20 protein-coding genes and 1 pseudogene are annotated in these 25,242 nt (G+C 59.3%); 11 read left to right on the plus strand and 10 right to left on the minus strand.

All coding sequences use genetic code 11. The features are described from left to right. Positions 1 to 48: 48 nt before the first annotated feature. On the minus strand, positions 49 to 504 hold the full coding sequence (locus tag AC0L15_RS02960) for an NUDIX hydrolase (RefSeq protein ID WP_287244689.1): 456 nt from the start codon (positions 502 to 504) through the stop codon (positions 49 to 51). A 93-nt stretch (positions 505 to 597) separates the two neighbouring features. Further along, positions 598 to 1,764 carry a glycosyltransferase family 4 protein gene (locus AC0L15_RS02965; RefSeq protein WP_287245619.1) on the minus strand — a complete coding sequence of 389 codons (1,167 nt, stop codon included), beginning with the start codon at positions 1,762 to 1,764 and terminating at the stop codon, positions 598 to 600. Between the two features lie 271 nt (positions 1,765 to 2,035). Between AC0L15_RS02965 and AC0L15_RS02970 the strand changes: the two genes are divergently transcribed. Both AC0L15_RS02970 and AC0L15_RS02975 read left to right on the plus strand, forming a co-directional pair. Then, positions 2,036 to 3,616, plus strand: a complete 1,581-nt coding sequence (locus tag AC0L15_RS02970; RefSeq protein ID WP_287244691.1) for a DUF4214 domain-containing protein — start codon at positions 2,036 to 2,038, stop codon at positions 3,614 to 3,616. Between the two features lie 34 nt (positions 3,617 to 3,650). Beyond that, positions 3,651 to 3,821 (plus strand): hypothetical protein, encoded by a 171-nt coding sequence (locus AC0L15_RS02975; RefSeq protein ID WP_287244693.1) that lies wholly within the window; start codon positions 3,651 to 3,653, stop codon positions 3,819 to 3,821. 474 nt (positions 3,822 to 4,295) lie between these two features. On the opposite strand, the gene AC0L15_RS02980 is transcribed toward AC0L15_RS02975, so the two are convergent. Next, positions 4,296 to 4,529, minus strand: coding sequence for a hypothetical protein (locus AC0L15_RS02980; protein ID WP_287244694.1), 234 nt, complete (start codon positions 4,527 to 4,529; stop codon positions 4,296 to 4,298). A 242-nt stretch (positions 4,530 to 4,771) separates the two neighbouring features. Between AC0L15_RS02980 and AC0L15_RS02985 the strand changes: the two genes are divergently transcribed. Beyond that, positions 4,772 to 4,906, plus strand: coding sequence for a glycosyltransferase (locus AC0L15_RS02985; RefSeq protein ID WP_287245621.1), 135 nt, complete (start codon positions 4,772 to 4,774; stop codon positions 4,904 to 4,906). A 155-nt stretch (positions 4,907 to 5,061) separates the two neighbouring features. On the opposite strand, the gene AC0L15_RS02990 is transcribed toward AC0L15_RS02985, so the two are convergent. The 4 genes from AC0L15_RS02990 to AC0L15_RS03005 form a co-directional block, all read right to left on the minus strand. Beyond that, positions 5,062 to 7,143 (minus strand): oxidoreductase, encoded by a 2,082-nt coding sequence (locus tag AC0L15_RS02990; RefSeq protein ID WP_287244697.1) that lies wholly within the window; start codon positions 7,141 to 7,143, stop codon positions 5,062 to 5,064. A 139-nt stretch (positions 7,144 to 7,282) separates the two neighbouring features. Next, positions 7,283 to 8,035, minus strand: a complete 753-nt coding sequence (locus AC0L15_RS02995) for an FkbM family methyltransferase (protein WP_287244699.1) — start codon at positions 8,033 to 8,035, stop codon at positions 7,283 to 7,285. Positions 8,036 to 8,190: 155 nt separating this feature from the next. Then, the gene (locus AC0L15_RS03000; protein WP_287244702.1) at positions 8,191 to 8,943 is read right to left on the minus strand and encodes an FG-GAP repeat domain-containing protein; all 753 of its coding nucleotides are present in this window, start codon (positions 8,941 to 8,943) and stop codon (positions 8,191 to 8,193) included. A gap of 408 nt (positions 8,944 to 9,351) precedes the next feature. Next, positions 9,352 to 10,176, minus strand: coding sequence for a PIG-L deacetylase family protein (locus AC0L15_RS03005; RefSeq protein ID WP_128245272.1), 825 nt, complete (start codon positions 10,174 to 10,176; stop codon positions 9,352 to 9,354). An 89-nt stretch (positions 10,177 to 10,265) separates the two neighbouring features. On the opposite strand from AC0L15_RS03005, the gene rfbF reads away from it, so the two are divergent. The 5 genes and pseudogenes from rfbF to AC0L15_RS03030 all read left to right on the plus strand — a co-directional run bounded on the left by rfbF (position 10,266) and on the right by AC0L15_RS03030 (position 14,035). Beyond that, complete coding sequence (rfbF, locus tag AC0L15_RS03010; RefSeq protein ID WP_128245271.1) at positions 10,266 to 11,105, plus strand: glucose-1-phosphate cytidylyltransferase; 840 nt, start codon at positions 10,266 to 10,268, stop codon at positions 11,103 to 11,105. After that, positions 11,041 to 12,084 carry an NAD-dependent epimerase/dehydratase family protein gene (locus AC0L15_RS03015; protein ID WP_128245270.1) on the plus strand — a complete coding sequence of 348 codons (1,044 nt, stop codon included), beginning with the start codon at positions 11,041 to 11,043 and terminating at the stop codon, positions 12,082 to 12,084. Before rfbF ends, AC0L15_RS03015 begins: the two co-directional genes overlap by 65 nt. A 25-nt stretch (positions 12,085 to 12,109) precedes the next feature. Next, the gene (locus AC0L15_RS03020; protein WP_128245269.1) at positions 12,110 to 12,286 is read left to right on the plus strand and encodes a hypothetical protein; all 177 of its coding nucleotides are present in this window, start codon (positions 12,110 to 12,112) and stop codon (positions 12,284 to 12,286) included. Positions 12,287 to 12,566: 280 nt separating this feature from the next. Next, positions 12,567 to 12,812, plus strand: a pseudogene (locus AC0L15_RS03025) (IS630 family transposase); the annotation flags it as partial. Between the two features lie 167 nt (positions 12,813 to 12,979). Next, entirely contained in the window at positions 12,980 to 14,035 is a 1,056-nt protein-coding gene (locus AC0L15_RS03030; RefSeq protein WP_287244706.1) for an acyltransferase family protein, read from the plus strand. A 797-nt stretch (positions 14,036 to 14,832) separates the two neighbouring features. On the opposite strand, the gene AC0L15_RS03035 is transcribed toward AC0L15_RS03030, so the two are convergent. Continuing rightward, the gene (locus AC0L15_RS03035; protein ID WP_287244708.1) at positions 14,833 to 16,122 is read right to left on the minus strand and encodes a glycosyltransferase family 4 protein; all 1,290 of its coding nucleotides are present in this window, start codon (positions 16,120 to 16,122) and stop codon (positions 14,833 to 14,835) included. 23 nt (positions 16,123 to 16,145) lie between these two features. Continuing rightward, positions 16,146 to 17,108 carry an NAD-dependent epimerase/dehydratase family protein gene (locus AC0L15_RS03040; RefSeq protein WP_128245266.1) on the minus strand — a complete coding sequence of 321 codons (963 nt, stop codon included), beginning with the start codon at positions 17,106 to 17,108 and terminating at the stop codon, positions 16,146 to 16,148. Between the two features lie 325 nt (positions 17,109 to 17,433). Between AC0L15_RS03040 and AC0L15_RS03045 the strand changes: the two genes are divergently transcribed. After that, entirely contained in the window at positions 17,434 to 18,774 is a 1,341-nt protein-coding gene (locus AC0L15_RS03045) for a nucleotide sugar dehydrogenase (protein WP_287244710.1), read from the plus strand. A gap of 223 nt (positions 18,775 to 18,997) precedes the next feature. On the opposite strand, the gene AC0L15_RS03050 is transcribed toward AC0L15_RS03045, so the two are convergent. Then, the gene (locus tag AC0L15_RS03050) at positions 18,998 to 22,009 is read right to left on the minus strand and encodes an FG-GAP-like repeat-containing protein (RefSeq protein WP_353812986.1); all 3,012 of its coding nucleotides are present in this window, start codon (positions 22,007 to 22,009) and stop codon (positions 18,998 to 19,000) included. Positions 22,010 to 22,392: 383 nt separating this feature from the next. Between AC0L15_RS03050 and AC0L15_RS03055 the strand changes: the two genes are divergently transcribed. After that, positions 22,393 to 23,646 (plus strand): class I SAM-dependent methyltransferase, encoded by a 1,254-nt coding sequence (locus AC0L15_RS03055; RefSeq protein WP_287061278.1) that lies wholly within the window; start codon positions 22,393 to 22,395, stop codon positions 23,644 to 23,646. Beyond that, positions 23,643 to 24,866: a class I SAM-dependent methyltransferase gene (locus AC0L15_RS03060; protein WP_287050105.1), complete on the plus strand. Its 1,224-nt coding sequence runs from the start codon at positions 23,643 to 23,645 to the stop codon at positions 24,864 to 24,866. Before AC0L15_RS03055 ends, AC0L15_RS03060 begins: the two co-directional genes overlap by 4 nt. Positions 24,867 to 25,242: the final 376 nt, after the last annotated feature.

The following is a 25,242-nucleotide window of genomic DNA, read 5'->3' on the forward strand; positions in this document are numbered from 1 at the left end:
TGTCAACACGACCAGTTGAGGACGTCAGTCGGGCCATTGGGTCGACCCTTAGACAGACACCACAAGCCGGTCGAGAAAAGGCCGCTGGCCGACAAGCAACTTTTCCCGGGCCATTTCGAGGCCGAACCACCCTGCGCGATCGATCTCAGGAAAAGTCTGCATGCGGCCGCTGCGCGGCGGCCATCGCATCTTGAACATGTTGCTGCGCAAGGTGCCGGCATCGAAATCGCCTTCGGCGCCGAAGGCCGTAACAAGCTTGCCGCCGGGCTGGCGCAGTTCCCCTAGCGGAAGCAGTGCTCCCGAGAGCTCCCAGCCGGTTTCCTCCTCAAATTCGCGACGCGCCGCGGCTTCCGGCTGTTCGTCATCACCATACTCGCCCTTTGCGATCGACCATGCGCCGAGATCGCGGCTTTGCCAGAACGGCCCGCCCGGATGGACAAGCAGCACCTGCAGTTCGTTGGTCGATCTGCGGTAAGGCAGGATGCCCGCACTTCTTTTCGCCATCGCCTCATGCCTCCGGAATCCAGCCTGTCATCGCAGGCAGGCTGAACGGGAATGATGCGCCTGAATGGCAGATGCCGTTAGACTCGAGATACCTCAATTGATACTAGCCGCCGCCGCAAGTCGCTCATTCGGATTGCATTCGACTACCCCAGGCGGTGGTGGCGGCACTTCTGGAAATCCATCCACGCTGGCCAACAGCTCCAGATAGCGCTGAGCTGACGCGGCCCACTGAAATCGCGCCGCCCTGGCGCGACCGCGTGCGATCAATTTGGTTCTGAGGCCTTCTTCGTGGACCAGGCGCATAAAACAATCGAACCACGCATTCTCGTCGCAAGGTGATGCGTACAAGACCGCATCGCCGCCGATTTCGGGGAGGCTGGCACGGTCCGACATGACCACCGGACATCCCAGTGCCATAGCTTCGAGGGGCGGCAGCCCGAAACCCTCGACCAAGGAGGGGAACGCGAGGCATAGGCAATCGCGCAGAAGCGCGCCGAGTTCCGCGTCCGACCTTCTTCCCAGCCAAATGACGTTCGGCGATTTCTGGTCGCCGCTGCTGGCGAAAACGCGGGACGTTGAAGCGCCGACAACAACAATCTGCAGCCCCGCCGCGGCAAGACGCTCGTGCATGCCGATGATCAAGCCGACATTTTTGTGCGGGATAGAACTGCCAAGCACGACGATCGTACCAGGGCCGGCCACTGCCAGTGTTTGTTCCGAGTGGCAAGGAGCCCATCGCAACGCATGTTCATGCCCATTGCCTACAATTTCGACCTTTGCCGCCGGGCACACGCCATAGCGCGCCAGTTCACCCGCAGAGTATTTCGATACCGTCGTAATCTTATGCGCGGCCCGGCCCAGGGCAGGAACCAAGGTGCGGTAAAGAAGCCGGAATGGAAATGAATAGCTCTGCGGGCATGCCCGTGTATTGACGTCGTGAATGCACAGCACCTGCCGACGAACCGTCACAGGGCCCGTATTGCAGAGGCTAAGCAGCCCGCCGCGAAGATAGGCCGGAAGCACAGCCTGTTCCCATAAATGCCCGCCGACGCTGCCGACAGTGCGGACACGGATCGCTGCCAGGGGCAATTTGTCAAGCGCCCCCGGCGGGACCAGCAACTCGACCGTGAGATCCCGTGTCAAGGCAGCCTGGCCCACGATCAAGGCGTCCAGCGCGGAAACGATCTCGCGTGCGTAGCGCTGAACTCCGGTGGTCGGCTGCGCGAGAAAACGGCCGTTGATTGTCCAATGTCGTGTCATCACAGGGTTTTTGGTCACCAGCGCCATGCCTCAGTTCCACGACTTTGGACGACCAGGACAGCAGGGTCATCCTGGCCTTTGGGACGTACCCGGTCGTTTTCCTCAGAGGCTTCCCGGCAGCTCTCATCCGAATGGCGAGGCCAATCATAGGCGTTTACGCCAAACGTGTGAGGTTCTGCGTGGCGCGGTTTTGATAGACTGCGTCGGGCATTGCGGCAGATCTCAATCGTCGTGCTCGGATGGATGTCAGGCGAGTTCAGCGAGTGGAGTGATGCCGCATGATGTCCGGCGCAAACCAGGCAAGTTCGAGCTGATGCAGCGGCCGACCAATCCATCGCAATCAGGTTCCGTTGGACGGGCCGTCGCCGCGGCCAGACGCCTATGGACAACCCTGGCATGCCTGCTGGGCATGACAGCTTCGTGCGCAGCGGATCTACTCTGGGGGGTGAACGGCCACCCTTTCAACGCCTATCCCGGGATATCGATCGAACAGCAACTCGACTATGTCAGCGACCTCGGCATGAAGTCGTATCGCGTCAACATTTCCAGCGCCGACAGCGCCACCAAGCTTGCCGAACTGGTCAAGGCGGGCAAGCAGCGCGGAGTCGAAATCCTGCCGGTAATCACGCCCGACCTGGACCTCGACAATCAATCCGTCGATGACCTCTATGCGCAAGCCTACGATCTCGCGTCGACACTGGTATCCCGCTTCAAGGACGACATCCGCGTTTGGGAGCTTGGCAACGAGATGGAGAACTACGCCATCCTGATGCCCTGCGAGATGCAGGACAACGGAATCCAATACAACTGCTCCTGGGGCCCTGCCGGCGGCACCGAGACGTCCGACTATTTCAGTCCGCGCTGGGCAAAGGCAAGCGCAGTGCTGCGCGGCCTGTCGGATGCAACCATCGCAGTGGATCCGACCATACGAAAAGCAATGGGAACGGCCGGCTGGGGTCACCGCGCAGCGTTCACCCGCATGCTGCAGGACGGCATCAGATGGGATATATCGGTCTGGCATCTTTACGAGGGCGACCCCGAGGAAGCATTCAAGTTCTTGGCCACTCTCGGTCGTCCAATCTGGCTAACCGAATTCAACTACGCCGGGGGCAGCCAACGAGGGGAAAAGCAGCAGGCGGACGGTCTGGTCCAGACGATGACGCTATTGCGCCGATATCAATCTCGATATGGATTGGAAGCTGCCCATATCTACGAACTGCTCGACGAGCCGTACTGGGCGCCAAGCTACGAGGCCTTTATGGGCCTCGTGCGCCTGAAGAAGCGCGGCGAAGGGCTATGGGCGCCGAGCGGGCGAAAGCCGGCATACGATGCCGTAAAGAAGACCATTGCGAACGGCAATGCAGGCTCGAGCTCGTCAATGGCCACGACGGAGAGCTTGCCGCCTGCTGACCAGATGTCGGTGCCCCCCGTTCCCGGCATCGGGGCATTTCACCCCTGTTCGCTTGATGCGTTCGACAAGTCTGTCTTCAACCACGCCAACCAGATTGCATATGCTTACTGCCTGGTCCTGCGTCGCATGCCGTCTCCGACCGAACAGTGGCGCGAGGTCATCGCGATGAAGAAGGATCCATCGATTGTTCCATTACTGACGAAGATGTTGCTTTCGGTCGAATTCAGGACTGACAATCAGCCGGTTGGGCTTGGAAACGCGCAATACGTGGCCCTTCTCTATCGGACATTGCTGGGACGGGAGCCAGACGGCCAGGGACTTTCTGCTTACGTGTCGAAACTGGACAGCGACAAGGCGAGTGGAGAACAGATCGTGGCGGAATTGATCCATTCGTATGAGTTTCGCTCCAGACACACGGTTCTGTTTGCCAACGAGCCTTAGCTGGCGGTCCAATGATTTTTTCGGCCGACAGGTCGTGACTGGCGCTGTTTGGGCCGCAGTCGATAGCTGGGGCCGACAGATCGCTATGCTCGGTGCATTTGTGGTGCTGGCGCGGCACCTTGGCCCCGAGGCGTTCGGGATTGCGGCGCTCGCCATGGTGGTGCCCAATATTCTGGCTGCTCCGGTAAACGAGGGGTCCACCTGACGCCATTATCCAGCGGGAGGAAATCGATCCCATCCACCTTGATTCGGCTTTCTGCCTCCTTGCGGCGACAGGCGTTGTGATCACTGCACAATCTGGATATCCGCCGGTGCCATCGCGGCCGCGTTGGACCAACTGCATTTGGAGACGCTCGTAAAAATGGACCAGCGCCATAGGCTGCGGGCTCGATGAAAGTCGTAATCCTGAGCCAGCCATTTGACACGGTCACGCCCCTGGCCGCGGTCGCCGTTGGTGGCACAAAGTCTCTACGCATTCGACTTTCTCGCCCAAGCCATTCGGACAATACGCCGTCTATCGCCCGACGTGGTCCAAGCCCCGGAATTTTCCGCATGCCCGCCATTCGATAGGGGGCGCCGCAAGCAGCAATCGTGTTGCACATGCACTGTGACGGGCTTGCAGAACTTGACCGCCACGCGATGAACCGAGCCCTCGCGCCAGCGATCTCACCGTCGGTGCTCAGAACATGTCGTGACGGCGGCGCACGTGCTTTGCTGAAATGGGCACAATTTTCGCAGTCCTGCCGAATGGAGCGCCCCCGCGAACCAGGACGTCGCCGTAGCGCGAATACCAGGAAAAGTATTGTTCGTTGGGCCGTGTGTCGCCCGAAAAGGCATTCACACGCTGATTGAAGCTTGGCAGACCGTTATCGCGGCCTGTCCTGAAGTCCCGCCGCGAGATCGTCGGCCCCATCGGCAACGCTTCCTCGTGAGTTCCTGATTGACCTGAGTGCGGACCGCGAAGTCTGCGATCTCGCTCGCTTCTACCACAACGGTAGCGCATACCCCGGTCCCTACTATGCCGCGCTGCGCGATGATCCCACTCTGAGCTTCGTTGGCACCCTGCCCTACGAAGAATGGCCGCGCGATATGCCGAAGCAACGCTTCTGATAATCCATCTCTCAGCGAGTCCTTCGGAATGAGCCTGCCGAGGCGCTGTCGAATGGTACTCCTCTCGTAGCCACTCGCGTCAGCGGCATGACCGAAATCGTGGAAGCGACTGGCGATGGCGTTGTGGTTGAAAAGAATGACCCGGAAGCGCTTGCAGCCCATATCATCGGCCTTTCTTGATATGCAGGCGGGCGGCGAACCTGGGACGCCAGGAAGCCGCGCGGGTCGCCGATCTCTATTCGGGGGAAAAAATAGCCCAGTCGACCCGGGACCTGTACGACATGGCCGTCGTCATCCAACCGTTCATGGCTTGGAAAGCGAAACCGCTCTTTCGCTCAGCGCCGGGCCTTGAACGACGTGAACACCGAGCCCGTGTCATCTCCCCACTCCCAGTTGACGGCGAGTCCGACCCTAAAAATTTGAAGGGCGGCATCGTCGGGATAGATATCGGTGAGGCTTCGCTGCATCACCAGTTCGTCGTCGATCAAGATTGCAAACCGATTTCCGTCGAACGCAACGCGCATGCGAAAAGGTTTTCCCCAAACGACCTTGTCCGCCACATTTGTCCAAACCGCGTCATAAAGTTCCTCAAAGCCGAGCCGCTTGATGAACACCGAAATCGATGCACCCTGGTAGACGTCGTCGAGCCAAGTCGTGACACAAACGTAGTTGTCGCTGTCTTGCCAGAAAAGCAGTCCTGCCCGGCCGCGCTGATCTTGTCCTCGGCGCTCCCCAGGAGGCTCGATTGTGGCCTCGAGATCGGCGAATCCCGGTAGGTCCCATGGCAGCGAATAAAATGTTCGACCTGGGTTCGGTCTGTCTACGCTCGCGCGCACACGCGCGCTGCCCAGCCCATCAACGTCGATGACACCGGTGCCCAGTGTTCTGGCCCATTGCCCGTCGCCCAGCTCCGACGTGCGGCGATCTAGTTCGCCGGCAGTACCGGTAAAACCGTCGGCATAGGACAGGGTTGCTCCGAGTTGGTTCCAAGGTGCCCCCAGAGGCGCCATAAATGGGATGGGAACTTCGCAAGGATGAGCCTCGAAATTATGCCAGCGCGGCTCGCTATCGAAGCTTTTCCATATACCTACTCCGGTAGCGTTCTCGACTGAATCGGCATTGACAGCTTCGAAAAGGCGAACCCCGTCAAGAAAGCAGCTCACCTGACCGTTCCAGTCAAGAATCTGGACCGAATGGGTAGAACAGCTGCGCAAAGCGTGTTCCGTACCGGTCGCGATCGTAATCTCTTTGCCCGATTGCTTGCGCACCAAGGTCCATCCGAGCGTCGACAGTTTCAGCACCCAGAAATTGTCGTTGTCCCGAAACCGACAAACAAGACCACACATATCCGAGACGGCGCCAATTGCCAGCAGCCCGTGGATCAATCCTGAAGGGCGACCAGGATCGACGACGGATAGGTTATCGCCAGCGTCCTGCGAAAAATGCCACCGCCCCCCGATTGCAGCGATTTGCCCCGGCCAGCCTTCGACGAGTGCATCGGCGGCGTGGGCGGTGCCAAACAGCGTCGAAAATTGAGGTATCCGCCCGACTTGGACCGCTTGGACGCGTGTGTCGACCCGAAAACCGATCTGGCCAAGTGCCGACTGATGAACACCCGCAAACAGCTTTTCGTCCTTGTTGAAAGGATCGATCGCGATCGGACGCATCATCGGAAAAGCGGCAAGACCGTGGGCTTTTTGGTCGGCGGCCGCATAATAGACAGCGCCCTGCTCTCGCAACGCCACGACATAATAGACATGAACATTCTTTAGGCGCCGAAACGCACTCAGGCATTGCTTTCCTACACGAGCCCACAGCTCGCCGTTTTCGCCTTCTGCGGCATGCACGACAAAGCCGCAGCCCTCTTCCACGGGATTAATCGGCGCCTCACTGGGGAACCAGCCGACAGCCAGGTTCTCGTCGATGTTCGATCCCCGGTAGGTTCTGGAGGTGCTAAGCGTCCACCACCAAAAACGGCGAAGGGTGAGCCTCTTTCGTGGCGCACGTATCAGGGCAACCAGTCGGCCGGGCCATGGGTCAATGCCGGGTCCTCGCAACCAACGGTAGAGCCGCCTGGCGAGGTCATCAGGCAATGGCGATCCCTGCGATGTGTTGTGGCCGTTGGTGATCGAGACCAATAGCACCAGACCAGCCTCTCGCTGAAAGGGACCATAGGAGATCCCTTGCCGGCCCCAACCTGGCCTGACGAGCGGCTGGAAACGAAGTGCGCCGTGATCGATCGCGATCTGGCGTTCGATGTCACGTCCTCGCCTGACACCTCCCTTGACTGCCAAGGTGCCAATTACCGCACCGCGGGCGCGTTTATCTTGAAAATCGTCTGCGACAAGAACCTCCGGCCGGGCAACGCCGGACCCAGCCTCTTCAGCAGTTTCTACCCAGTCATGACGGTGCAACAACAAGACCCTCCTCACGTCGTCGTACGAGATTCTTCAAGGCATCAATGACGTTTCGCAGTCCTGGGCAGAAGTCGCGCACTGCCTCGCTTGTCCCATTGATCAGGCTTGCTGTCTCGCATGACGCCCGCGAAGATAGTTCTTAAGCGCCCACCGGCCGCGCCAAGACGTGTTCGACCCGCCATTCCCCATTGCCATAGGAGGCTGGCAGCGGTTTTAATGCGTAGCCTGCAGCAGTCAGGAGTTCCGCGATCTGTCGGGCCTTGCGGTTGAGCCCCTCGCGCGTTGCATCGTCTACCTCATAAATCACCTTCGGACGGTGTCGCCGCAGTGTTTCCGTCATACCGCCCAGGACGTCAATTTCGGCGCCTTCCACGTCGATCTTGACCAGCGAGGGCGGCCTGAGGCCTCGCTGGGCGATGGCATCGTCGATGGCGACTATGCTGACCTCCAGGCGGCCGCTCATGTCCGGCGGTGCTCCCGCCGAGGCAAGCGCGGCGCCGCCGATGTGATGGGCGAGCAGAAGCTGGCCACGGCCGGATGTGGCGCCCGCAGCTTCGGCGAACACCCGTATTGTGTCGAACCCGCTAAGCCGTGCACTCTCTGCGACAGCTGCGGCATTGCGGGGAACAGGTTCGAACGCATAGACTTGACCGCGCGGCCCGACGCGGCGCGCGGCGATGAGGCTGAAGAAACCTATATTCGCGCCGATGTCGAAAAAGGCGTCCCCAGGCGCCAGGTTTGCCGCGATCGCCTGTTGGATGGGCGGCTCGTAGGTGCCGCGAACAAAGTTCGGGTCGGCGGTCTTCGCCACCAGTTTGAGACCGGCGGCCTCTCCCTTGGCTATGACGCGCGCGTCGCTGAACACGCTGAGGAACCTTGCCGTCAATGTCACGCGCTCTTTCCCATTCTTCGACGCCTCGGGGACGGGGCCAGCCCGTGCCGCTCGCCGCGAAGGTGACAGATTGCGCGCCCGGGATCGAGCCCGACAACCGGTTGGCCGGCTCCTACCTCCTCCGACTGATCGCTACTCCGATTGTGGGCGATATCTCATCTTGGGGGTACCTGCCCGGCCTCCCGGTCCGATGGAACGGTGGCATCGTTGCGCGAGACATGGATGGCCTGGGAAGCATCCCACCCCTTCGAAACGATCTCACGATCGCCGTCGCCGTCGAGGTCGACCGTGCGGGCGCCGAGATGACTCTCGACGCCCTCGCCGACCAATTGCTCGATGAACCGCCCGCCTCCCAGATTGCGCCAGAGCGAAAGGCGCAGGGCGCCGCGGTGCTCGCCCATGACGAGGTCCGGCCGGCCATCGTCATTCATATCGGCCACCGAAAGACTGTTGAGCGAGCCGCGCGAGGTGATCTCCTGCTGCTCCCAGTTTTGCTTGATGTCGCCGGGATTGCGCCACCAATAGGCCTTTGCGTGGTCGGCCTGCCCGTTTTCTTCACTCACGACGATGTCGGTTCGTCCCTCGCCGTCCAGATCGGCGACCGCCACGCGGTCCGGATAGACCATGTTGGGGGCATTGGCGACGTCGCGGCGCTGCCAGTCGGCAGAGCCATCCCTCGGATTGCCCCACCATGCGATCTCCTTTGCGTTGCCGGTAGTGGCCGCAAGGTCAAGCAGGATGTCGCCGTCGATATAGGCGAACGCGATCCCCTCGTCAGAGGCCTCAGGGCAAATGCGGGTTAGCGGCCCCCCGCCGCCGTGTCGCCGGGGATGGGAAAGTAGAACACTCCGAGACCGCTTGCGACCGCAAGCTCGGCCGGCCTCCTTCGACGTTCTGCGACGGTGCATGGCCGTGCCCCGAGATCGTGGCTGGCGGCGGGAACCTCGCCGATCGCATGTTCCTCAAAGCCCCGCGCTGACGCCTGCTGCGCCTGAAGCCACGCCAGGTTCAGTGTCTCGCCCCCGCCGCGCCGGGCGATCACTTCCCCGCGTCCGTCGTCGTCAAGGTCGATTGCCGCGATCGCATCCACTCCCTCGCCGAGCCGGCCTGTTCCCATTCACCTTGCCAGGGATCGGCCGGCCGGCGATACCAGAACGGACCCGAGGCTCCGTCTTGGATGGGACGGCGGTTCATCCAAAACGGGCGGCAAGTAAAGTCGCAGAGGGATCGAAGCCGCACCGCAGCTTTGGCTCGAACCCCGAAGAGGTCATGGCCGCCCGCCGACTTCCTCCCGAGACGCTTCAGGCCGCTTATGTTCACGCATTAAGCTCGTATCGCGTGAATATCTCGTGCTCGCTCAGCAGCCGATTCAGAAAATCGCCACCACCTACATCCGCCAGGATAGGCCAGTCGTCGAGTCCCGCTGGCCGCTCCATCTGGGACCGGTGAGCTGCCAGCGCGTGACGTTTTGCATCTATCACGTCGCCGATAAAAGCGTGGGAGTTGAACATCTTAACGCCGCGCAAGCCGGCAAGGGTCCGGACCGTCTGCCGCAATGCGGTGCGATTGAATCCAAGCACTCGATCGTGGAGACGAACCCAGGGCCACTGATACCAGTACCAGACGGGATATTCGAACACGGTCACGCGCCGGCCATACAGTTGCAGCGCGCCTCGGGCGCCAAGATTGGTGGCAACATGGTCCGCGGGCGGCTCTTTTGCATGGGTGACGAACACGCTCTGCGGTTGCCAAACGAAAAGCAACTCAGCGATCGCCTCTGCGATCTTGCCGATGTGATGCTTTGCCGTGCCGTCGGGAACACGCAGGAATCTCACCCGATCGGCCGACCCTCCCAACCGGCAAACCGCCTCGATCGCTTCGTCCTCGCGGGCGATCCGCAGCGCCTCCCTGTCAACCCGATTTGCATGGGATGCCGAACCGTCGGTGACAAAAATAAACCGGACATCGGCGCCCGAGCTAAACTTCTTGCTGGCAACCCCTCCACATCCCAGCGTTTCATCATCGGGATGGGGTGCAATGATGACCGCCGACGCCTGCCAGTCTGCTACATCGAAAGGATGAGACCGGTTACGCATCGCTCTATCGAGCATAGCGCCAATCGTATGCCTGACGTCATGCATCGATGCTTCCGATCATCCCTTCTTCGGTGTGGTTCAACCCGACCTGCGCATGGTAGCAAAACACTGTAGGCGATTGGGGTGAGAAAACAATGAAGGTAGGAATTCTTGCTGGCGGACTGGGAACGCGGCTAGCGGAAGAAACCGAGATCCGGCCGAAACCAATGGTCGAAATCGGAGCAAAGCCGATCCTTTGGCATATTATGATGCATTACTATGCCTACGGCCACCGCGAGTTCGCCGTCGCGTTGGGGTACAAAGGCGAATACATCAAACGCTGGTTCAGCGACTATGTCGCATTCGATGGCAGCTTGACTGTCAATGCTGCATCGGGAAGCGTCAAGCGCCACTCGAACTCGCTGCCTGACTGGTCCGTCGATCTTGTGGAGACGGGACTGAATACGCTGACGGGCGGCCGCATAAAACGCCTGATCGACTGGATGGGCGACGAGACATTCATGCTCACTTGGGGAGATGGCGTTTCGGACGTCAACCTTGATAAACTGATCGCCTTTCACAAATCGCATGGCAAGCTTGCAACGATGACGGCGGTGCGTCCGCCAGCACGCTACGGGCACATCGAATTCGATGGTCATCGCGTTGTCAACTTCACGGAAAAGCCACAGGCCTCGGAGGGTTGGATCAATGGCGCCTTCTTCGTGCTCGAGCCGGGTATAAAGGACTATATCGACGGCGACGATGTCATGTTCGAACACGCGCCAATGCAGCGGCTCGCGACTGACGGGCAACTGATGGCATATCGCCACGAATCCTTCTGGCAATGCATGGACACCATCCGCGAAAAGCATCTCCTTCAGAAATTGTGGGACAGCGGGCAAGCGCCCTGGAAAACATGGGAATTGATCGATGAAAGTTCTGGTTACAGGCCACCTCGGTTACATCGGTTCCGTCCTGACTCCGATGCTGCTTGAACGCGGCCATGACGTCACGGGCCTGGACAGCGACATCTTCCGGTCATGCACTTTCGTAGGAACGTTGGCCGAAGTGCCGACGATCGAGAAAGACATCCGCGACATTGAAATCGACGACGTCGCCGGCTTCGACGCGATCATCCATCTCGCCGGACTGTCAAACGATCCGTTGGGGGACTACCGACCCCTGCTTACCGAGGAAATCAACTGCGGCGCTTCGGTCAGGCTCGCGCAACTCGCCAAGGCCGCCGGCGTCCAGCGGTTCCTGTATGCTTCCTCTTGCAGCAATTACGGCGCGGCCGGCGACAGCTTTCTAACTGAAGATGCTCCCTTCAACCCGGTTACGCCTTACGGCGCTTCGAAGGCGAATGTGGAGCGAGCGGTCGCCCCGATGGCGGATCAATCGTTCAGCCCGACGTTCCTGCGTGCGTCGACTGCATACGGCCTGTCGCCTCGCATCCGCTTCGATCTCGTGGTTAACAACCTGACCGCCTGGGCCTACACGACCGGCCTGGTCTACCTCAAGAGCGACGGCTCGCCATGGCGGCCGATCGTCCACGTGGAGGACATCGCGCTGGCCTATATCGCGGTACTCGAAGCCGAGCGAGAGCTGGTCCACAACGAGGCATTCAATGTCGGCTTGACCACGGAAAACTATCAGATTCGAGAGATCGCGGAGTTGGTGCAAACGATCGTTCCCGATAGCCGGGTGAAGTTCGCGCCCGACGCCGGGCCTGACAGACGGTGCTATCGCGTCGACTGCACCTATATTGGTCGCCGCCTGCACGGGTTTAAGCCGCAATGGACAGCGCGGCGCGGTATCGAACAGCTCTATCACACATTTCGAGCGGAAGGCCTTGCACTTGGGGATTTCGAGGGCGAGCGGTTCAAGCGCATCGCCCATGTGCAGAAGCTGATCCAAGATGGTGAACTGGATACCGATCTGCGTCGCACGCCGCAATTAGCGGTAGCGGTTTGAACCAACACAGCCGGGAGCCATGGCCATGATGATTGCTGGTGCAGCCTCTGTAACCGAGCAGGTTTGCCGCTCCTGCGGCGGAAGTCACATCGACACTTTCCTGAAGCTCGGCACGACGCCCTTTGCCGATCGGCTTTCCCTCAAGGTCGACGACGGCGAGGACGAGCCTGTCTTTCCGCTCAGTGTGGTCGTGGTCGAGTAGGTCAGCAATTCGGCTTTCGCCCTCAGAGATCCGGGCGTGCGGCTTTCCCGAAGCCGGCTCTTCCCGACCCGCGCGCCGTCAGGGTCTCGACTCCGACCAGCCATACGCCGGCTTTCGCCGGTTTTCTGGATGCGTCGCGCAAAATCCGGTCGCCGCGTCGCGTTACGATCCCGACGCCACCGCCTCGCCACCAGCAATGTGTTGCGAATTGATCCTTTGTCGGAACGGAAAGAAGTCTTGCAGTCGTCTGCGTCAGATGGCAGCGAAGATGCTGCGCCGCCGCGTCCATTTCACCCCAACATCCTGCTCTTGGCTCAACGCCGTCGAGGGCTTCTTCGCCAGACCCACCCGGCGCAGGCTCAAGCACGGCGTCTTCCATTCCGTTGTCGATCTTCAGGCCGCCATTAACCGCTTCATCTGCGAATACAATGCCGAGAACCCGCGACCATTCATCTGGAAAGCCAACCCCGATGACATCATCGCCGCCCGAAACCGCAGGTTCCAAACGTTGGAATCAATCCACTAGGTCGTGAGGCACGTACCTTCGAAAGGATGAATTCGGCTCTCAAAGGACGAACTTACAATGCCCATCGGCGGCCTCTAAGCTCACTTTGACGCGCTCTGCCCAAAAACTGGTCTCCTTGCTGAGATCGCAATGCCCGACGCAAGAGATCACTTCTCGAAGGCTATCAAATGAGTGATTTCGACTTACGAAGGCCCAACGCTCTAAGCTTCTTCCGGCTATTCTTTGCGTCGCTTGTTATTATATCCCACTCGCCGGAACTTATAGATGGGAACTCGAATCGCGAGGTGCTGAAGAACATCTTCGGTACATTGACCTCCGGCCAGCTAGCTGTTTACGGATTTTTCTTCATTAGTGGATTCCTCGTGCTCGACAGCGCGATGCGAAGCAGCATCTACGCCTTCATGTCCAGACGTGTACTTCGTATAGTTCCTGGATTTGTTGTGGCATACTTGATCAGCATTAGTCTGGTATTCTGGCTGGGAGGTGGTGACTTTGATGAACTATCTCCGAGCCAGTGGGCGGCTAAGCTTTCCAAAATGGCGCTCTTGCTGAATCCGGCGCAGGTAGGATCGGCGTTTGCCGGGTCCCATGCACCAGATGTTAATGGATCACTATGGACTATTGCATACGAGTTTCGCTGTTATGTGCTTGTGGCAATTGTGGTATTCTGTCTCGGTCGCGTTACGCTTGTCTTTTCGATCATGTCAATGTCACTGGCCATAATCCTCGTTAGTTCCATTTCGCAGGGTGTCTACTTTCGCTACGACCTTGGAAACTTTGAGCCCATCGGTAACGTGGACGATGCCGTACGTTTTACGATGATATTTTCCATTGGGGCGTTGTTTCAGCTGCTCAAGGAGAATGTGAGGAGGAGCAATCGGGTAGCGCTTTTGTGCTCTTTCCTTCTCATAGGCGGGATGTGCTCGGAACGGCTAGCGCCCCTCGCAGTGGGCGTGTTTGGAGGTTATCTGGTCCTGTATTTGGCGTTTCTAAACGAGAACAGCGTCTTAAATTCGATTAACCGAAGGAATGATATATCGTACGGCGTGTATCTCTACGCATGGCCGATTCAGAAGCTACTGATCATGTATGTTCCGGCAATCACGCCTACGCAGCTAACGATCTTGACCTTGCCTATAGCAGTCTGCGCGGGCTTTCTCAGCTGGCATCTTGTTGAGAAACGCGCGATCCATATTCGGCTGCCGATCCTCCGCACTGCATAGTTCGGCTGTCGTTGGGCCGGTGCCCATGTTTGAAGACGACCTCGGTCGAAGGCGACGGCTCCGCCCGTCGGATAGACGCGGTTTCGCTCGCCGGACCGCCATCACATGCTCGATGTGCCGGTTCCCATTGGCGTAGGAGGCGGGCAGAATGGTTACCCATAGTCCATCGATGCCATAAACGACGCGATCGCCCGGGACCTTCAGCTGAAGCCCCTCGCGCCTGGCGTCGTCGAGTTCATAGATCACCTGTGGGCGGTGCGCACTTAGGACCGACCGCTTCGGCGAACACGCAGATGGTGTCGACCTGTTGGGCCGAGCGCTCTGCTCAATCGCGGCAGCGCTTTGCGCACCGGTTCAGATGCGTAGGCGCGCCCTGCCGCCCCCCACGCGGGCGCGCCGCAATCGATGTCGTAGACAACGTCACCTGCGTTCAGGTTCGATGCAAGTAGCTGCTGGACCGGCGGCTCGTAGGCGCACCCGCGCAAAATCTGGGTCGCCGCCTCTCGTTACGATCCTGAGGCCACCCGCCCCGCCACCAGCAATGCGTTGCGATTTGGAGAACAGATTGCGGAGCGTTACAGCCAGGTTCACTCGGCCTCTCTCCGCCCTTTGGGGTGCCCCTGACGCCCGTTACGGAAGAGAACGGCGGGGCCTGACGGGCCTATTTCAATCCGACATGGGTTGGCCGTAGACCGATACGCTCACTGGGTTGAGCGCTACACTGAGGGTCGCCGCATGAGCATCACATCGGCCTACAAGCTGCGAGGCACTTGGCGATCGCCGCCCACCGCTAAGGCTCAATGGCTCACGATCTGTGTGGAAACATGGACCCGCGTGCCTGGGCGCAGTTTCTGATAGACGGACTTGAGCCGTTCTGCGCGCGCCTCCCACGAATACAGCTCGACGGCACGCTTGCGCCCCTCGTTTCCCATTTCGCTTGCCCGGACGGTATCCTCCAGCATCGTGATCAATGCCTGGGCGAGTTCGCCAGGAGCATCGACTTCGACCAGCATCCCGGTGCTGCCAGCTAGAATGGATTCACACATCCCGCCCACGCGCGTTCCAACCACCGGTATCCCGCAGGCCATGCCCTCCACGACCGATATTCCGAAGCTCTCGCTGAGTGACGGATTCACCACAATGTCGGCCTCATGGTACGTCGCTACGAGGTCCTTGTGGGGCACGTTGCCCACGAAGTGAACTCGATCACGTAACCCGTGGCTCTCGATGAGTTCTTCTAAGTGTTCCCGATATTTGCAATTGCCCCAGCGATCGTAGAAACGGCTCAACGCGGTAACCCGCGGATCCGACGAGAGGCTGGTCAGGAAGTCCGCCGGGAGCGGAGAATGCGGCCCTGCGATCCGAAGTTCCACGTCCGCGAACCTGGTCGCAACCTCAATGAAGGCCTCGATCAGTGTGTGTAGCCCCTTCTCTGGCGACACCCGCCCAACGAACAGGATGACATGTCGGGTTCTGGTGGATGCGGAAGCCCGCTGCTCGCTCGGCCGAAAGTAAGAAACGTCCACGCCATTACCGACAGTGGCAACGACGCCAGGATAGTCCGGGAATGCAGAACGAAAGGTGCTTGCGATGTGGTCGCTGACGGCGACCACAGCATCCACCACCTTGAGCTGACGGGCCACCTGATCGCGGTCACGCTGTGACAGCCACTCACACTGCATCTCAAGCACGAGCCGATGAGATGAGCTGGCTGCTTTCAGTTCCCGGCACCATGCCCAGTAATTCATCAAATGGACGATATCTGGTTGATCGACGGCGAGGTAGCGACGAACCTTGTTACGATATTGCGAGTGGTCATCGGCCTTCCGATCCAGCCGCAGCCAGCGCGCCAGGCGCGGAAACTGGTGGATGATCCGCTGCAGCGCGCGGTCGCGCCGCGCCGCAGCCCGCCGCACCGCGAACGGCAGGTCCGCGGGCACCGTATCGTCTCGATAATGCTTGCCATAGAGCGTAATCTGCAGGCCTTCGCCGAGCCGCAGCGCCGTATTGTAGACGATCAGACCGATTGAGTTTTGAACAGGCGGAAAAAGTCTATCGTACGGCTGACCGACGTATACGAGCTTCATGTCACTCCCCACCGTCAGCTCGTTCAGGCGACTCTTCTAAGTGCAGGGCGGTCTTCGGGTCGGGAGAGGTGGTCGGCGAGGCGGCGAATGCCCTCTTCGAGCGGCACCAGGGGACGGTTCAATATAGCCTTCATCTTGTTCGTGTCAGGACAGCGGCGCGTCATGTCGCCCTCCGCAAGGGGCGGTCGGAATTCCAACTTCGATGACGAGCCCAGCACTTCGATGACAAACTCGGCCAGCTGTCGAATGCTCATTTCCACGTCGCTGCCCACGTTGATCACTTCGTTCTCGTGCGCGCGCGTTCGATGAACCGCGATGCAAGCGTCAACCGTGTCGTCGACATAGCAGAAGGTGCGGGTCTGCGAACCGTCCCCGTAAATCGTCAGGGGCTCGCCGCGCTGGGCGGCACGCACAAATCGCGGCAGAACGAAATCCTCGCTCTGACGTGGTCCGTAGGTGTTGAAGAAGCGAAAAATGGTAAATGGCAGTCCAAACTCACGCTGAAAAGTGCGCAGATAGACCTCTCCAAGATTCTTCACCACTGCATATGGCAGACGAGAGTTAAGCGGCGTGGTGCTCTCGTTTTGAGGAATCTCGAAAGGCTCGCCATATACCTCCGATGACGAAGCGAAGTAGACACGCTCGGCGCCGGTGTTCTTGCATAGCCTCAGCACGTTCTCGATACCGGTGATGTCGCGCAGCACGAGCAACGGATTTGCCAAAGTCCGCTGCACACCGACCACGGCTGCGAAGTGGAAGACGTGGGTGAAATGGAAGCGGTAGAACAACGACGAGATGTCGTCGAAATCGTTCGCATCCGCCTTTACTACGGTCAGATTGCCCGCGTCTATTTGTACCTTGTCTCGACTTCCGGTCGACAGGTTGTCAGCGACGACCACCTGGGTCTGAGGTAGCTTGACCAACGCGCGAGTGAGGGCGCTGCCGATATTGCCCGCTCCACCAGTTACCAGGATCGATTGCATCATATTCCCCACCTCAACCGAACAGTTTAATCGTCTGACGCAGTGTGCGTCCCTTCGCCAAACGCGACATCTTCGATCTCGCGAGCGAAGGTGGCTCCTAGATCCTTTAGGACGTCGCTTGAAAGTTAAATGTGGCAGCGCCAGGTTTATTTGACAACGTGGCTTGGGGTAAGCATTTCGGCTGTTCTCCCAATGGTGCAATCCATGCTATTTTCAGCTCTGGGGCTGGCTAAGCGCATACATTTTGCTGATTGCTGTGAACTGCTTCCCCGCGGTAATTGAGGCGATCCTTTATTGTCGACATTGAAGCGAAAGTTGCCAGCATCTCATGCAAACTGCTCCAGATCTTCAGGAACTGGTTAACCGCATCCGAACGCGGGACTACACCATTGGCATCATGGGCCTCGGCTACGTTGGCCTGCCGCTCGCCATGATCTCGCTGGACGCGGGGTTCAAAGTCATCGGTTTCGACATCGACGCGTCTCGGGTTGCACTTCTTAACCGCGGAGAAACAGGCATAGATCATTTGCCTGGTGCTGCCATCAAAGTGGCTGTCGACAGCAAGCGGTTTCGCGCCACCAGCGATTTCGCCGACCTAAGCGAACCTGACGCGATCTTGATAGCGGTGCCAACGCCGCTTACCAAAAACCGGGAGCCGAACCTGTCGTTCGTCGAAAACAGCGCACGTGCGATCGCGGAGCGGCTGCGCCCTGGTCAACTTGTCGTTCTGGAGTCGACGACCTGGCCAGGAACGACGCGAGAGGTCGTGCAGCCGCTGCTCGAGGCGACGAATCTTTCTCTGGGAAAGGACTTTTTTCTCGCCTATTCGCCCGAACGGGTGGACCCAGGCAACGATGTACACACCACCGCTACAGTTGCAAAGGTGATAGGCGCCGACGACCCTTCGTCCCTACAGGTTGCCAAGGAACTGTATGACCAGATCATCGTGCAAACCGTTCCCGTGGCCTCCACCGCAACGGCAGAGGCTGTGAAGCTGACCGAGAACATATTTCGCTCTGTGAACATTGCGTTGGTCAATGAGCTAAAGGTGATTTTTGACAGGATGGGCATCGACGTCTGGGAGGTGATCGAAGCCGCCAAGACCAAGCCGTTCGGATATATGGCGTTTTATCCAGGCCCCGGCCTCGGCGGGCACTGCATCCCGATCGACCCATTCTACCTGACCTGGAAGGCAAGAGAGTACGAAGTAACAACACGCTTCATTGAGCTTGCCGGTGAAATCAACACGAACATGCCGCATTATGTGGTTGACCGCCTTGTGGAGGCCTTGGACCGGCGAGCCGGCCGCGGCCTGAGCGGTTCGCGGATCTTGGTGATCGGGATGTCCTACAAGAAAAACGTGGGTGACACACGAGAAAGCCCATCGTTGAAGCTGATCGAAATCATGGAGCGACGCGGGGCAGTCGTTGATTACCACGACCCCTACGTACCGGAGATACCCGGAACGAGAGAGTACGCCACCCTGGCAGGTCGCCCCTCTGTGGATATCTGCCCTAGCAGTTTGGCATCGTATGATGCCGTTGTCATCTCGACAGATCATGATGCGATTGATTGGCAGAACATCACCAAGCACGCAAAGCTGGTGCTCGATACCAGAAATGCTTGTGCGCGTAGTCAGTCACGCACCGACAACGTCGTAAAGGCATGAGCGGCCCGACTTGCGCACCGGCTTGGTCAACCGGCTATCGACAACGTTGAATGGTTTAACGCGTCGAGCGGTTGAATTCATTCAGCGCATCGCATTTTCCCGGACTTGCGCGTCGAGGCATGCATGAGCGCGGCGCAGCCGTGTAAAGCCGGCGCAGCCGTGTAAACAGGTGGTGCCGGACGAGGTCGCCACGTTCATGCGGCGCCGGCCGATGCCCTCCCCGTCAGCGGGCCTTTTGGTCGCCATCAGCATCCTTGCCGACCGCGTCATTCCGCCAGACATGGATCGCTTCGAATGCGTCCCACGCGATCGACACGAGGTCGAGATCCCCGTCACCGTCGAGGTCGACCGTCCTTGCTCCCAGATGGCTTTCCATCCCTTCGCCGACCAGCTGCTCGATGAACCGTCCTCCACCCAGATTATGCCAGCTCGAGAGACGAAGTGCGCCGCGATGCTCGCCCATGATAAGATCCGGCCTGCCGTCCCCAGTCATATCGGACACTGAAAGGCTATTAAGGGAACCACGCGAGGTGATTTCGTGTTGCTCCCAGTCGGAGGAGCTGTCGGCGGGGTTGTGCCACCAATACGCCTTAGCGCTGTCGGCTTTGCCGTTTTCCTCGGTCACGACGATGTCCGCACGTCCATCGCCATCAAGATCGGCGGCCGCGACGCGGTCGGGATAGACCATTTCAGGAACTTTTCCAACGTGCCGAAGCTCCCAGTCTGGCGAGCCGTCACCTGGATTGCGCCACCATGCGACCGTCTTTGCATCGCCGGTCGTGGCGACAAGGTCAAGTAGACCGTCGCCATCGATATCGGCGAATGCGATCCCTTCATCAGACGCTTCGGCGCAGATGCGGGTGCGCGGCCATGGCTCGACTGTTGGATCGTCAGGAATCTCAAAATAGAAAACCCCACCGCCACTCGAGACCGCCAGCTCCGGCTTCCCACCTTTTACGACCTGGGCTAGCGCATGGCCCTGAGAGCCGAGTTCATGACTGGCGGCGGGCACCTCTCCGATCCCGTGCTCTTCAAAGCGGTGCGCTTCAATGTCCTCGGCATGGAGCCACACCAGGTGCAGCGCCCTGCCTCCGCCGCGCTGTGCTATGACCTCCCCGCGCCCGTCACCATCGAGATCCAGGGCTGCGACCGCGTCCACACCCTCGGCAAGCCGGGTCCGTTCCCATTCTGTGTTCCAGGATTCGGACGGTTGACGGTACCAGAACGGACCCGAGATGATGTCAGTGAGATCATCACCATCCATGGCGGAAAAAGCGATCCCAAAGGAGCGGACGTGCCCGTTCGTGATGCGATGATAGGTCCAGCGGTCGAGGCGGACCGATGCAGGCGGATCCAGCCGATTGATCCACACTCTGACAGGCGGGTTGCCCACCCAGTTCGCCCCATAGATGTCAAAATCGCCGTCCCTGTCGACATCGGCCACGACGCCGTTGTGGAGACCCACATCGTCGATCACTTGACGGGCCCAGCGCGTTCCTCGCCCGTCGACATTGTAATGAATCGCGAGCTTGCGCTCCTCAGTCGTATGCATCTGCCCGACAACGACATCGTTGTCTCCGTCTCCGTCCATGTCGGCGGCCTGCAGCGTATGGGCGCCCGCGACAGAAGGCTGAATGACATGGCGGATCCAGCGGCCCGTCGGTCCGGCGAGGGGCTGGAACCAGGCGACGTCGTCAGTGTGCTCGGAACTCGAAGTCAGAATGTCGGCGCGGCCGTCCTGGTCAAGGTCGGTGACGAGCGCCTTGAATGCAGGATTGAACGGACCAACCTCGTAGCTGCGCCATAGTGCTGGATCGCGTGCTGCCGCTGCGCCTGGATTCGACGCCCATACTCCGTGAAGGACGAGATCGACATCAGCATCGCCGTCAATATCACCGATTGCCATTCCCTCTTCGCCAAAGTTGAAGAAGAACAAGCCCACGCGGGTCCAGGAGCTGGGGCTTTCTTGGAAGAAAATCATCACTTCGCCAGGCGCCCGAACGACGATATCAACGAGGCCGTCCCCGTCGAAATCGGCCGCCTTGATGTCTTTGCCCCAGCTGCCGACTGCACCGATTTCCCGACCTTTCCAGCTGGGACCGTGGGTCGGGTTATCATTCGGCCGCGGGTTCTCGAACCAGACGAGATTGACAGCATCGGACCCATCGGCCGTGACGATGTCGGGATCACCGTCCCCATCGATGTCGGCAAGCACGCCGTCGGTGGTGAACTCGACGCGGGGCCTCGCGATTACGGTGTGGACCAGATCGGGCCACCGCCACCAAGACATCGCATCCTCGGGGAAGCCGCCAAGGACGAAATCTAGTCGACTGTCGCCGTCTATATCGCCAACAAGCTTTACGTCTCCTGAATAGGGGGCAATCTCTTTGCGTTCAAAAACAAGACCCGACTGTAGAATTTCTTCGGGAGGCCCCTGTCCCCGAGCGGCCTCGCAACTTGCGAGGGTGTACCCGATCACCAGGACCGCGATCAGGCGGCCGAACATGCTAAATGTTGATTTCGCAGCGTGTGAACATTTCGTAGTCGGCCAGCGACCGCCCGACGAAATCTCCCCCTGACAAGTCCGACAGCGTCCGCCATTCATCTTGGTTCTCCAGGCGCTGCATCTGCGCGCATGCGCCGCCAGCGCTTCCCGCGTTACGCCGATAACGTCGCCAAGATAGGCGAGGCTATTGGGCGTGGACGACGCAATGGTACCAATCCAGACTGGATACTCTAATACCGCAACAGGGCGACCATAAGCACGAAGCGCCGCGCGAACTGCTGCATTGACGGCGACACGATCGGAAGTCGGATCCTTTGCATAGTTCACGAAAACGCTCCGCGGCCGCCATGATTTGAGCATCGACACGACCGCATTTGTTATCTCATGAACGTGATGATTGGCCGCCCCGCCTGGAAGGCGTAAGAATGTAACACTTTCGGATGCGCCCAGACGATGCACTGCTTCTATGGCTCCGGCCTCGCGTGTCCGCAAGGTTTCAGGATGCCTAAGGTCGCGGTGAGGAGACGGCGCCATCGGTGACAAAAACAAAACGGACCTGGGCCCCCGAGGCAATCTTTTGGCCGCAACGCCACCGCAACCCAGCATCTCATCATCCGGATGCGGCACAACAACGACAGCCGACGCTGACCAGTCGCCTACCTCAAACGGCCTAAGTCGCAGTCGCAATTGACTAGCAAGCATGGTGCTGAAGGTCCGCCTAATCCACATTGGTGCGCTTCCATCATCCGTTCGCTCGCATTGTTGAACGCCGATCGCCCATGGTAACAGAACTCACTGGCGTTCGAGGCCTGTGTTTGTTGGTGGGGAAGACTTTTATGAAAATGGGTACCCTCGCGGGAGGATTTGGGACACGGCTGGCCGAGGAAACCGAGAGCCTGCACGCGTTCAAGCCGCAATGGAAGGCCCGACGCGGCGTCGCGCAGCTCCACGAGGCATTCGGCACTGTTGGTCTCTTGCTTGAAGAGTTCGAGAGGAGCGCTTCAAGCGCATCGCCCACGTGAAAAAGCTGATCCGCGATTGCGAACTGGACGAGCACCTGGTCTCGTTCCCGTTCTGGCCAAAGCAGACTGAGCCGGGCTAAGGGGGACGATATGGACATGATGTGCCTAGATGCGAAGTCGGTGACCGAGCGGGCCTGCCGATCTTGCGGTGGAAGTGGCATTGAGACGTTTCTCGAGTTCGGTAAAACGCCACTGGCCGATCGCCTTCTCACCAGCAGCGACATCAGCGAACCGGAGCCCATTTTTCCGCTGCGCGTCGCGTTCTGCAAAGACTGCAGCCTCGTCCAGATCACCGAGACGGTGAATCCGATAATCCTTTTTGCCGATTCTTATCCATATTATTCTTCTTTCTCCCCTGCTCTCTTGAAGCATTCGCGTGCGAATGCGCTTGATCTGATCAACCGCCGCGGTCTTGGCCCGGAGAGTCTTGTCATCGAATTGGCGAGCAATGATGGTTATCTGCTGAAGAACTACGTCGAAGCGGGAATCCGGGTGCTCGGAATTGATCCCGCCGACGGACCTGCCGCCGCTGCCGAGAGGGTCGGCGTGCCCACGCGCTGTGCGTTCTTCACCCGCGATCTCGCTGAAACGCTGCGCGCGCAAGGCATGCGCGCGGACATTGTCCATGCCAATAACGTGCTCGCCCACGTGGCCGACACCAACGGATTTGTGGCAGGAATTGCCCGACTTCTCAAGGATGACGGTGTGGCGGTTATCGAGGCACCCTATGTCGAACCTTTGATCGAACATTGTGAGTTCGACACGATCTATCACGAGCATCTTTGCTATTTTTCAGTTACTGCACTGGACAAGCTGTTTCGCCGTCACGGGCTTTACCTCAACGAGGTCAAGCACCTTTCAATCCACGGCGGTTCGCTGCGCCTTTACGTGGAAACGCGCGAGAACGTGGGTGCGACAGTAAAGGAACAACTTGCCCATGAGGCCTCGCGCGGGATCGATGCAATCGGCTATTTCCGCGATTTCTCCACCAAGGTCGACGCGCTGAAGCGCGACCTTTCCACGCTCTTGCGCCGGTTAAAGTCGCAGGGTGCCACGATTGCCGCCTATGGAGCGGCAGCCAAGGGAGCAACGCTGATTAACACCGTCGGCATCGGGTGCGACCTCGTGGACTTCGTCGTGGATCGCAACGTCCATAAACACAACAAATATATGCCCGGACAGCGCCTGCCGATCCGCTCGACTGAAGCGCTTCTCGAGGTGCAACCCGATTACGTCCTTCTCCTTGCTTGGAATTTCGTAGACGAAATTCTCGATCAACAGGCCGAGTATCGTGCACGCGGCGGAAAATTCATCCTCCCCGTCCCAACGCCGAGAATCATATGACAAAACAGGCGGACCGCGCGCAAATGGCTTGCCTGAAAGCCGATGGACCGACGCAGTCGGCGGGTTCCATTCGAACCGATTGCTTGGTCTGCGGTCAGCGAAATCTGCTCAATTCGGTGCTATTCGAAGCGTTGCCCCTGCTCTGCAACGCGCTTTGTGCGGACGCGGCATCGGCGCGCGCGGCACAGACCGGCAGATTTGCGACTACCTTCTGCCTCGGCTGCACGCACGTCTTCAATGCCTCATTCGAGGAAAATCGCATTGGTTATACGCAAAGCTACGAGAATTCGCTTCATTTCTCCCCCCGTTTCGTGGCGTTTGTTGAAACGCTGGCCGAGCGCCTGAGCAGGACCTACGCGCTCTCCGGGAAGACGATCGTCGATATTGGATGCGGCAAGGGGGATTTCCTGAAGCGGCTAAGCTTGATCAGCGGTGCGCAGGGAATCGGTTTCGACAAGAGCTTCGAGGACAATCGGGGGGAGGTGGTCCCTGGCGTACGATTTATCAACGACTGGTTCGGCGATTCCTACGCGGATTTGCGTCCGGACCTAGTGGTATGCCGCCAGGTTCTCGAACATATCGCCGAGCCGGTGAAATTCCTGCGCGCCCTTCGCGCCCATCCGGGCATCGGACCGGAGACGGTGTTCTTCTTTGAAGTCCCGAATGTCCTTTACACGCTCCGAGATATGGGAATCTGGGACCTCATTTATGAGCACGCCTCCTATTTCACGCCCGCTTCGCTAAACGCGGCGTTCGAGACAGCTGGCTTTCGAGTGCTGGATGCAGGGACGTCTTTCGGCGAGCAATATCTTTACATTGAGGCGCGGCCGGCTGCCCCTAAGTACGCTACTTCCGTTGACAGCCGCGAGATCGAGATGCTCGTCCGCGATTTCGAGCGCGCCTATCGCGACAAGATCGAGCGATTGGGTGGTTACATCGCGAGGCGCAATCCCCAGCAGACCGTCGTCTGGGGAGGGGGATCGAAGGGCATTACATTCGTCAACGTGGTGCCAGGCGCCGATCGGATCCGCGCGATCATCGACGTGAATCCGCACAAGCAAGGTCGCTTTGCCCCAGGAACCGCCACTCCGGTCCTTGCTCCGGAGGCGTTGCGCGGCCAGCCAGTCGAATCAATCATCGTCATGAACCCGCTCTACCGCGAGGAGATCACCAGTCTCGTAGCGGAGCTCGGCTTCACACCGGAGATTGCGGTTGCATGAAAGTTCAATTCAACCGCGGCGGCACGAAAGCGCAGAACGGGATTGGCAGGGGATACTCCAATGACCGTGCCGGTCGGGATCAACACGGCCATTCCACCAAGGGTCATCGGACTTTCTCGTATCGTTATAGCCCGACAATCTGGCAGAGAGCGCTCTCACTTTGATTGCCGCGGGCACCTCGTTTGCCCTTGAATATCAGCCAGCGCGGAAAGAGGTAGCTCCCGCTTCTTGATCGCCTGTGCGGATGGGCGTGTGGGACGCGGGATGCGGTAATCGGGCTGCACCAAACTGCCCGGAGGGGCGTAAGACATACGTCGTTTGGGGACGTTTACGTTCCCACGCTCCGGCGTAAGGTTGGCAAGATGCACTCGAACGA

It is taken from the genome of Mesorhizobium sp. WSM4846, from assembly GCF_055811415.1.

Bases quoted from the DNA above. Each gene is read 5' to 3' on its own strand.
- AC0L15_RS02960 (WP_287244689.1), bottom strand. From the start codon at position 504: ATGGCGAAAAGAAGTGCGGGCATCCTGCCTTACCGCAGATCGACCAAC.
- AC0L15_RS02965 (WP_287245619.1), bottom strand. From the start codon at position 1,764: ATGACACGACATTGGACAATCAACGGCCGTTTTCTCGCGCAGCCGACC.
- AC0L15_RS02970 (WP_287244691.1), top strand. From the start codon at position 2,036: ATGCCGCATGATGTCCGGCGCAAACCAGGCAAGTTCGAGCTGATGCAG.
- AC0L15_RS02980 (WP_287244694.1), bottom strand. From the start codon at position 4,529: ATGGGGCCGACGATCTCGCGGCGGGACTTCAGGACAGGCCGCGATAAC.
- AC0L15_RS03000 (WP_287244702.1), bottom strand. From the start codon at position 8,943: ATGCACCGTCGCAGAACGTCGAAGGAGGCCGGCCGAGCTTGCGGTCGC.
- AC0L15_RS03005 (WP_128245272.1), bottom strand. From the start codon at position 10,176: ATGCATGACGTCAGGCATACGATTGGCGCTATGCTCGATAGAGCGATG.
- rfbF (WP_128245271.1), top strand. From the start codon at position 10,266: ATGAAGGTAGGAATTCTTGCTGGCGGACTGGGAACGCGGCTAGCGGAA.
- AC0L15_RS03015 (WP_128245270.1), top strand. From the start codon at position 11,041: ATGAAAGTTCTGGTTACAGGCCACCTCGGTTACATCGGTTCCGTCCTG.
- AC0L15_RS03020 (WP_128245269.1), top strand. From the start codon at position 12,110: ATGATGATTGCTGGTGCAGCCTCTGTAACCGAGCAGGTTTGCCGCTCC.
- AC0L15_RS03030 (WP_287244706.1), top strand. From the start codon at position 12,980: ATGAGTGATTTCGACTTACGAAGGCCCAACGCTCTAAGCTTCTTCCGG.
- AC0L15_RS03035 (WP_287244708.1), bottom strand. From the start codon at position 16,122: ATGAAGCTCGTATACGTCGGTCAGCCGTACGATAGACTTTTTCCGCCT.
- AC0L15_RS03040 (WP_128245266.1), bottom strand. From the start codon at position 17,108: ATGATGCAATCGATCCTGGTAACTGGTGGAGCGGGCAATATCGGCAGC.
- AC0L15_RS03045 (WP_287244710.1), top strand. From the start codon at position 17,434: ATGCAAACTGCTCCAGATCTTCAGGAACTGGTTAACCGCATCCGAACG.
- AC0L15_RS03050 (WP_353812986.1), bottom strand. From the start codon at position 22,009: ATGTGGATTAGGCGGACCTTCAGCACCATGCTTGCTAGTCAATTGCGA.
- AC0L15_RS03055 (WP_287061278.1), top strand. From the start codon at position 22,393: ATGGACATGATGTGCCTAGATGCGAAGTCGGTGACCGAGCGGGCCTGC.
- AC0L15_RS03060 (WP_287050105.1), top strand. From the start codon at position 23,643: ATGACAAAACAGGCGGACCGCGCGCAAATGGCTTGCCTGAAAGCCGAT.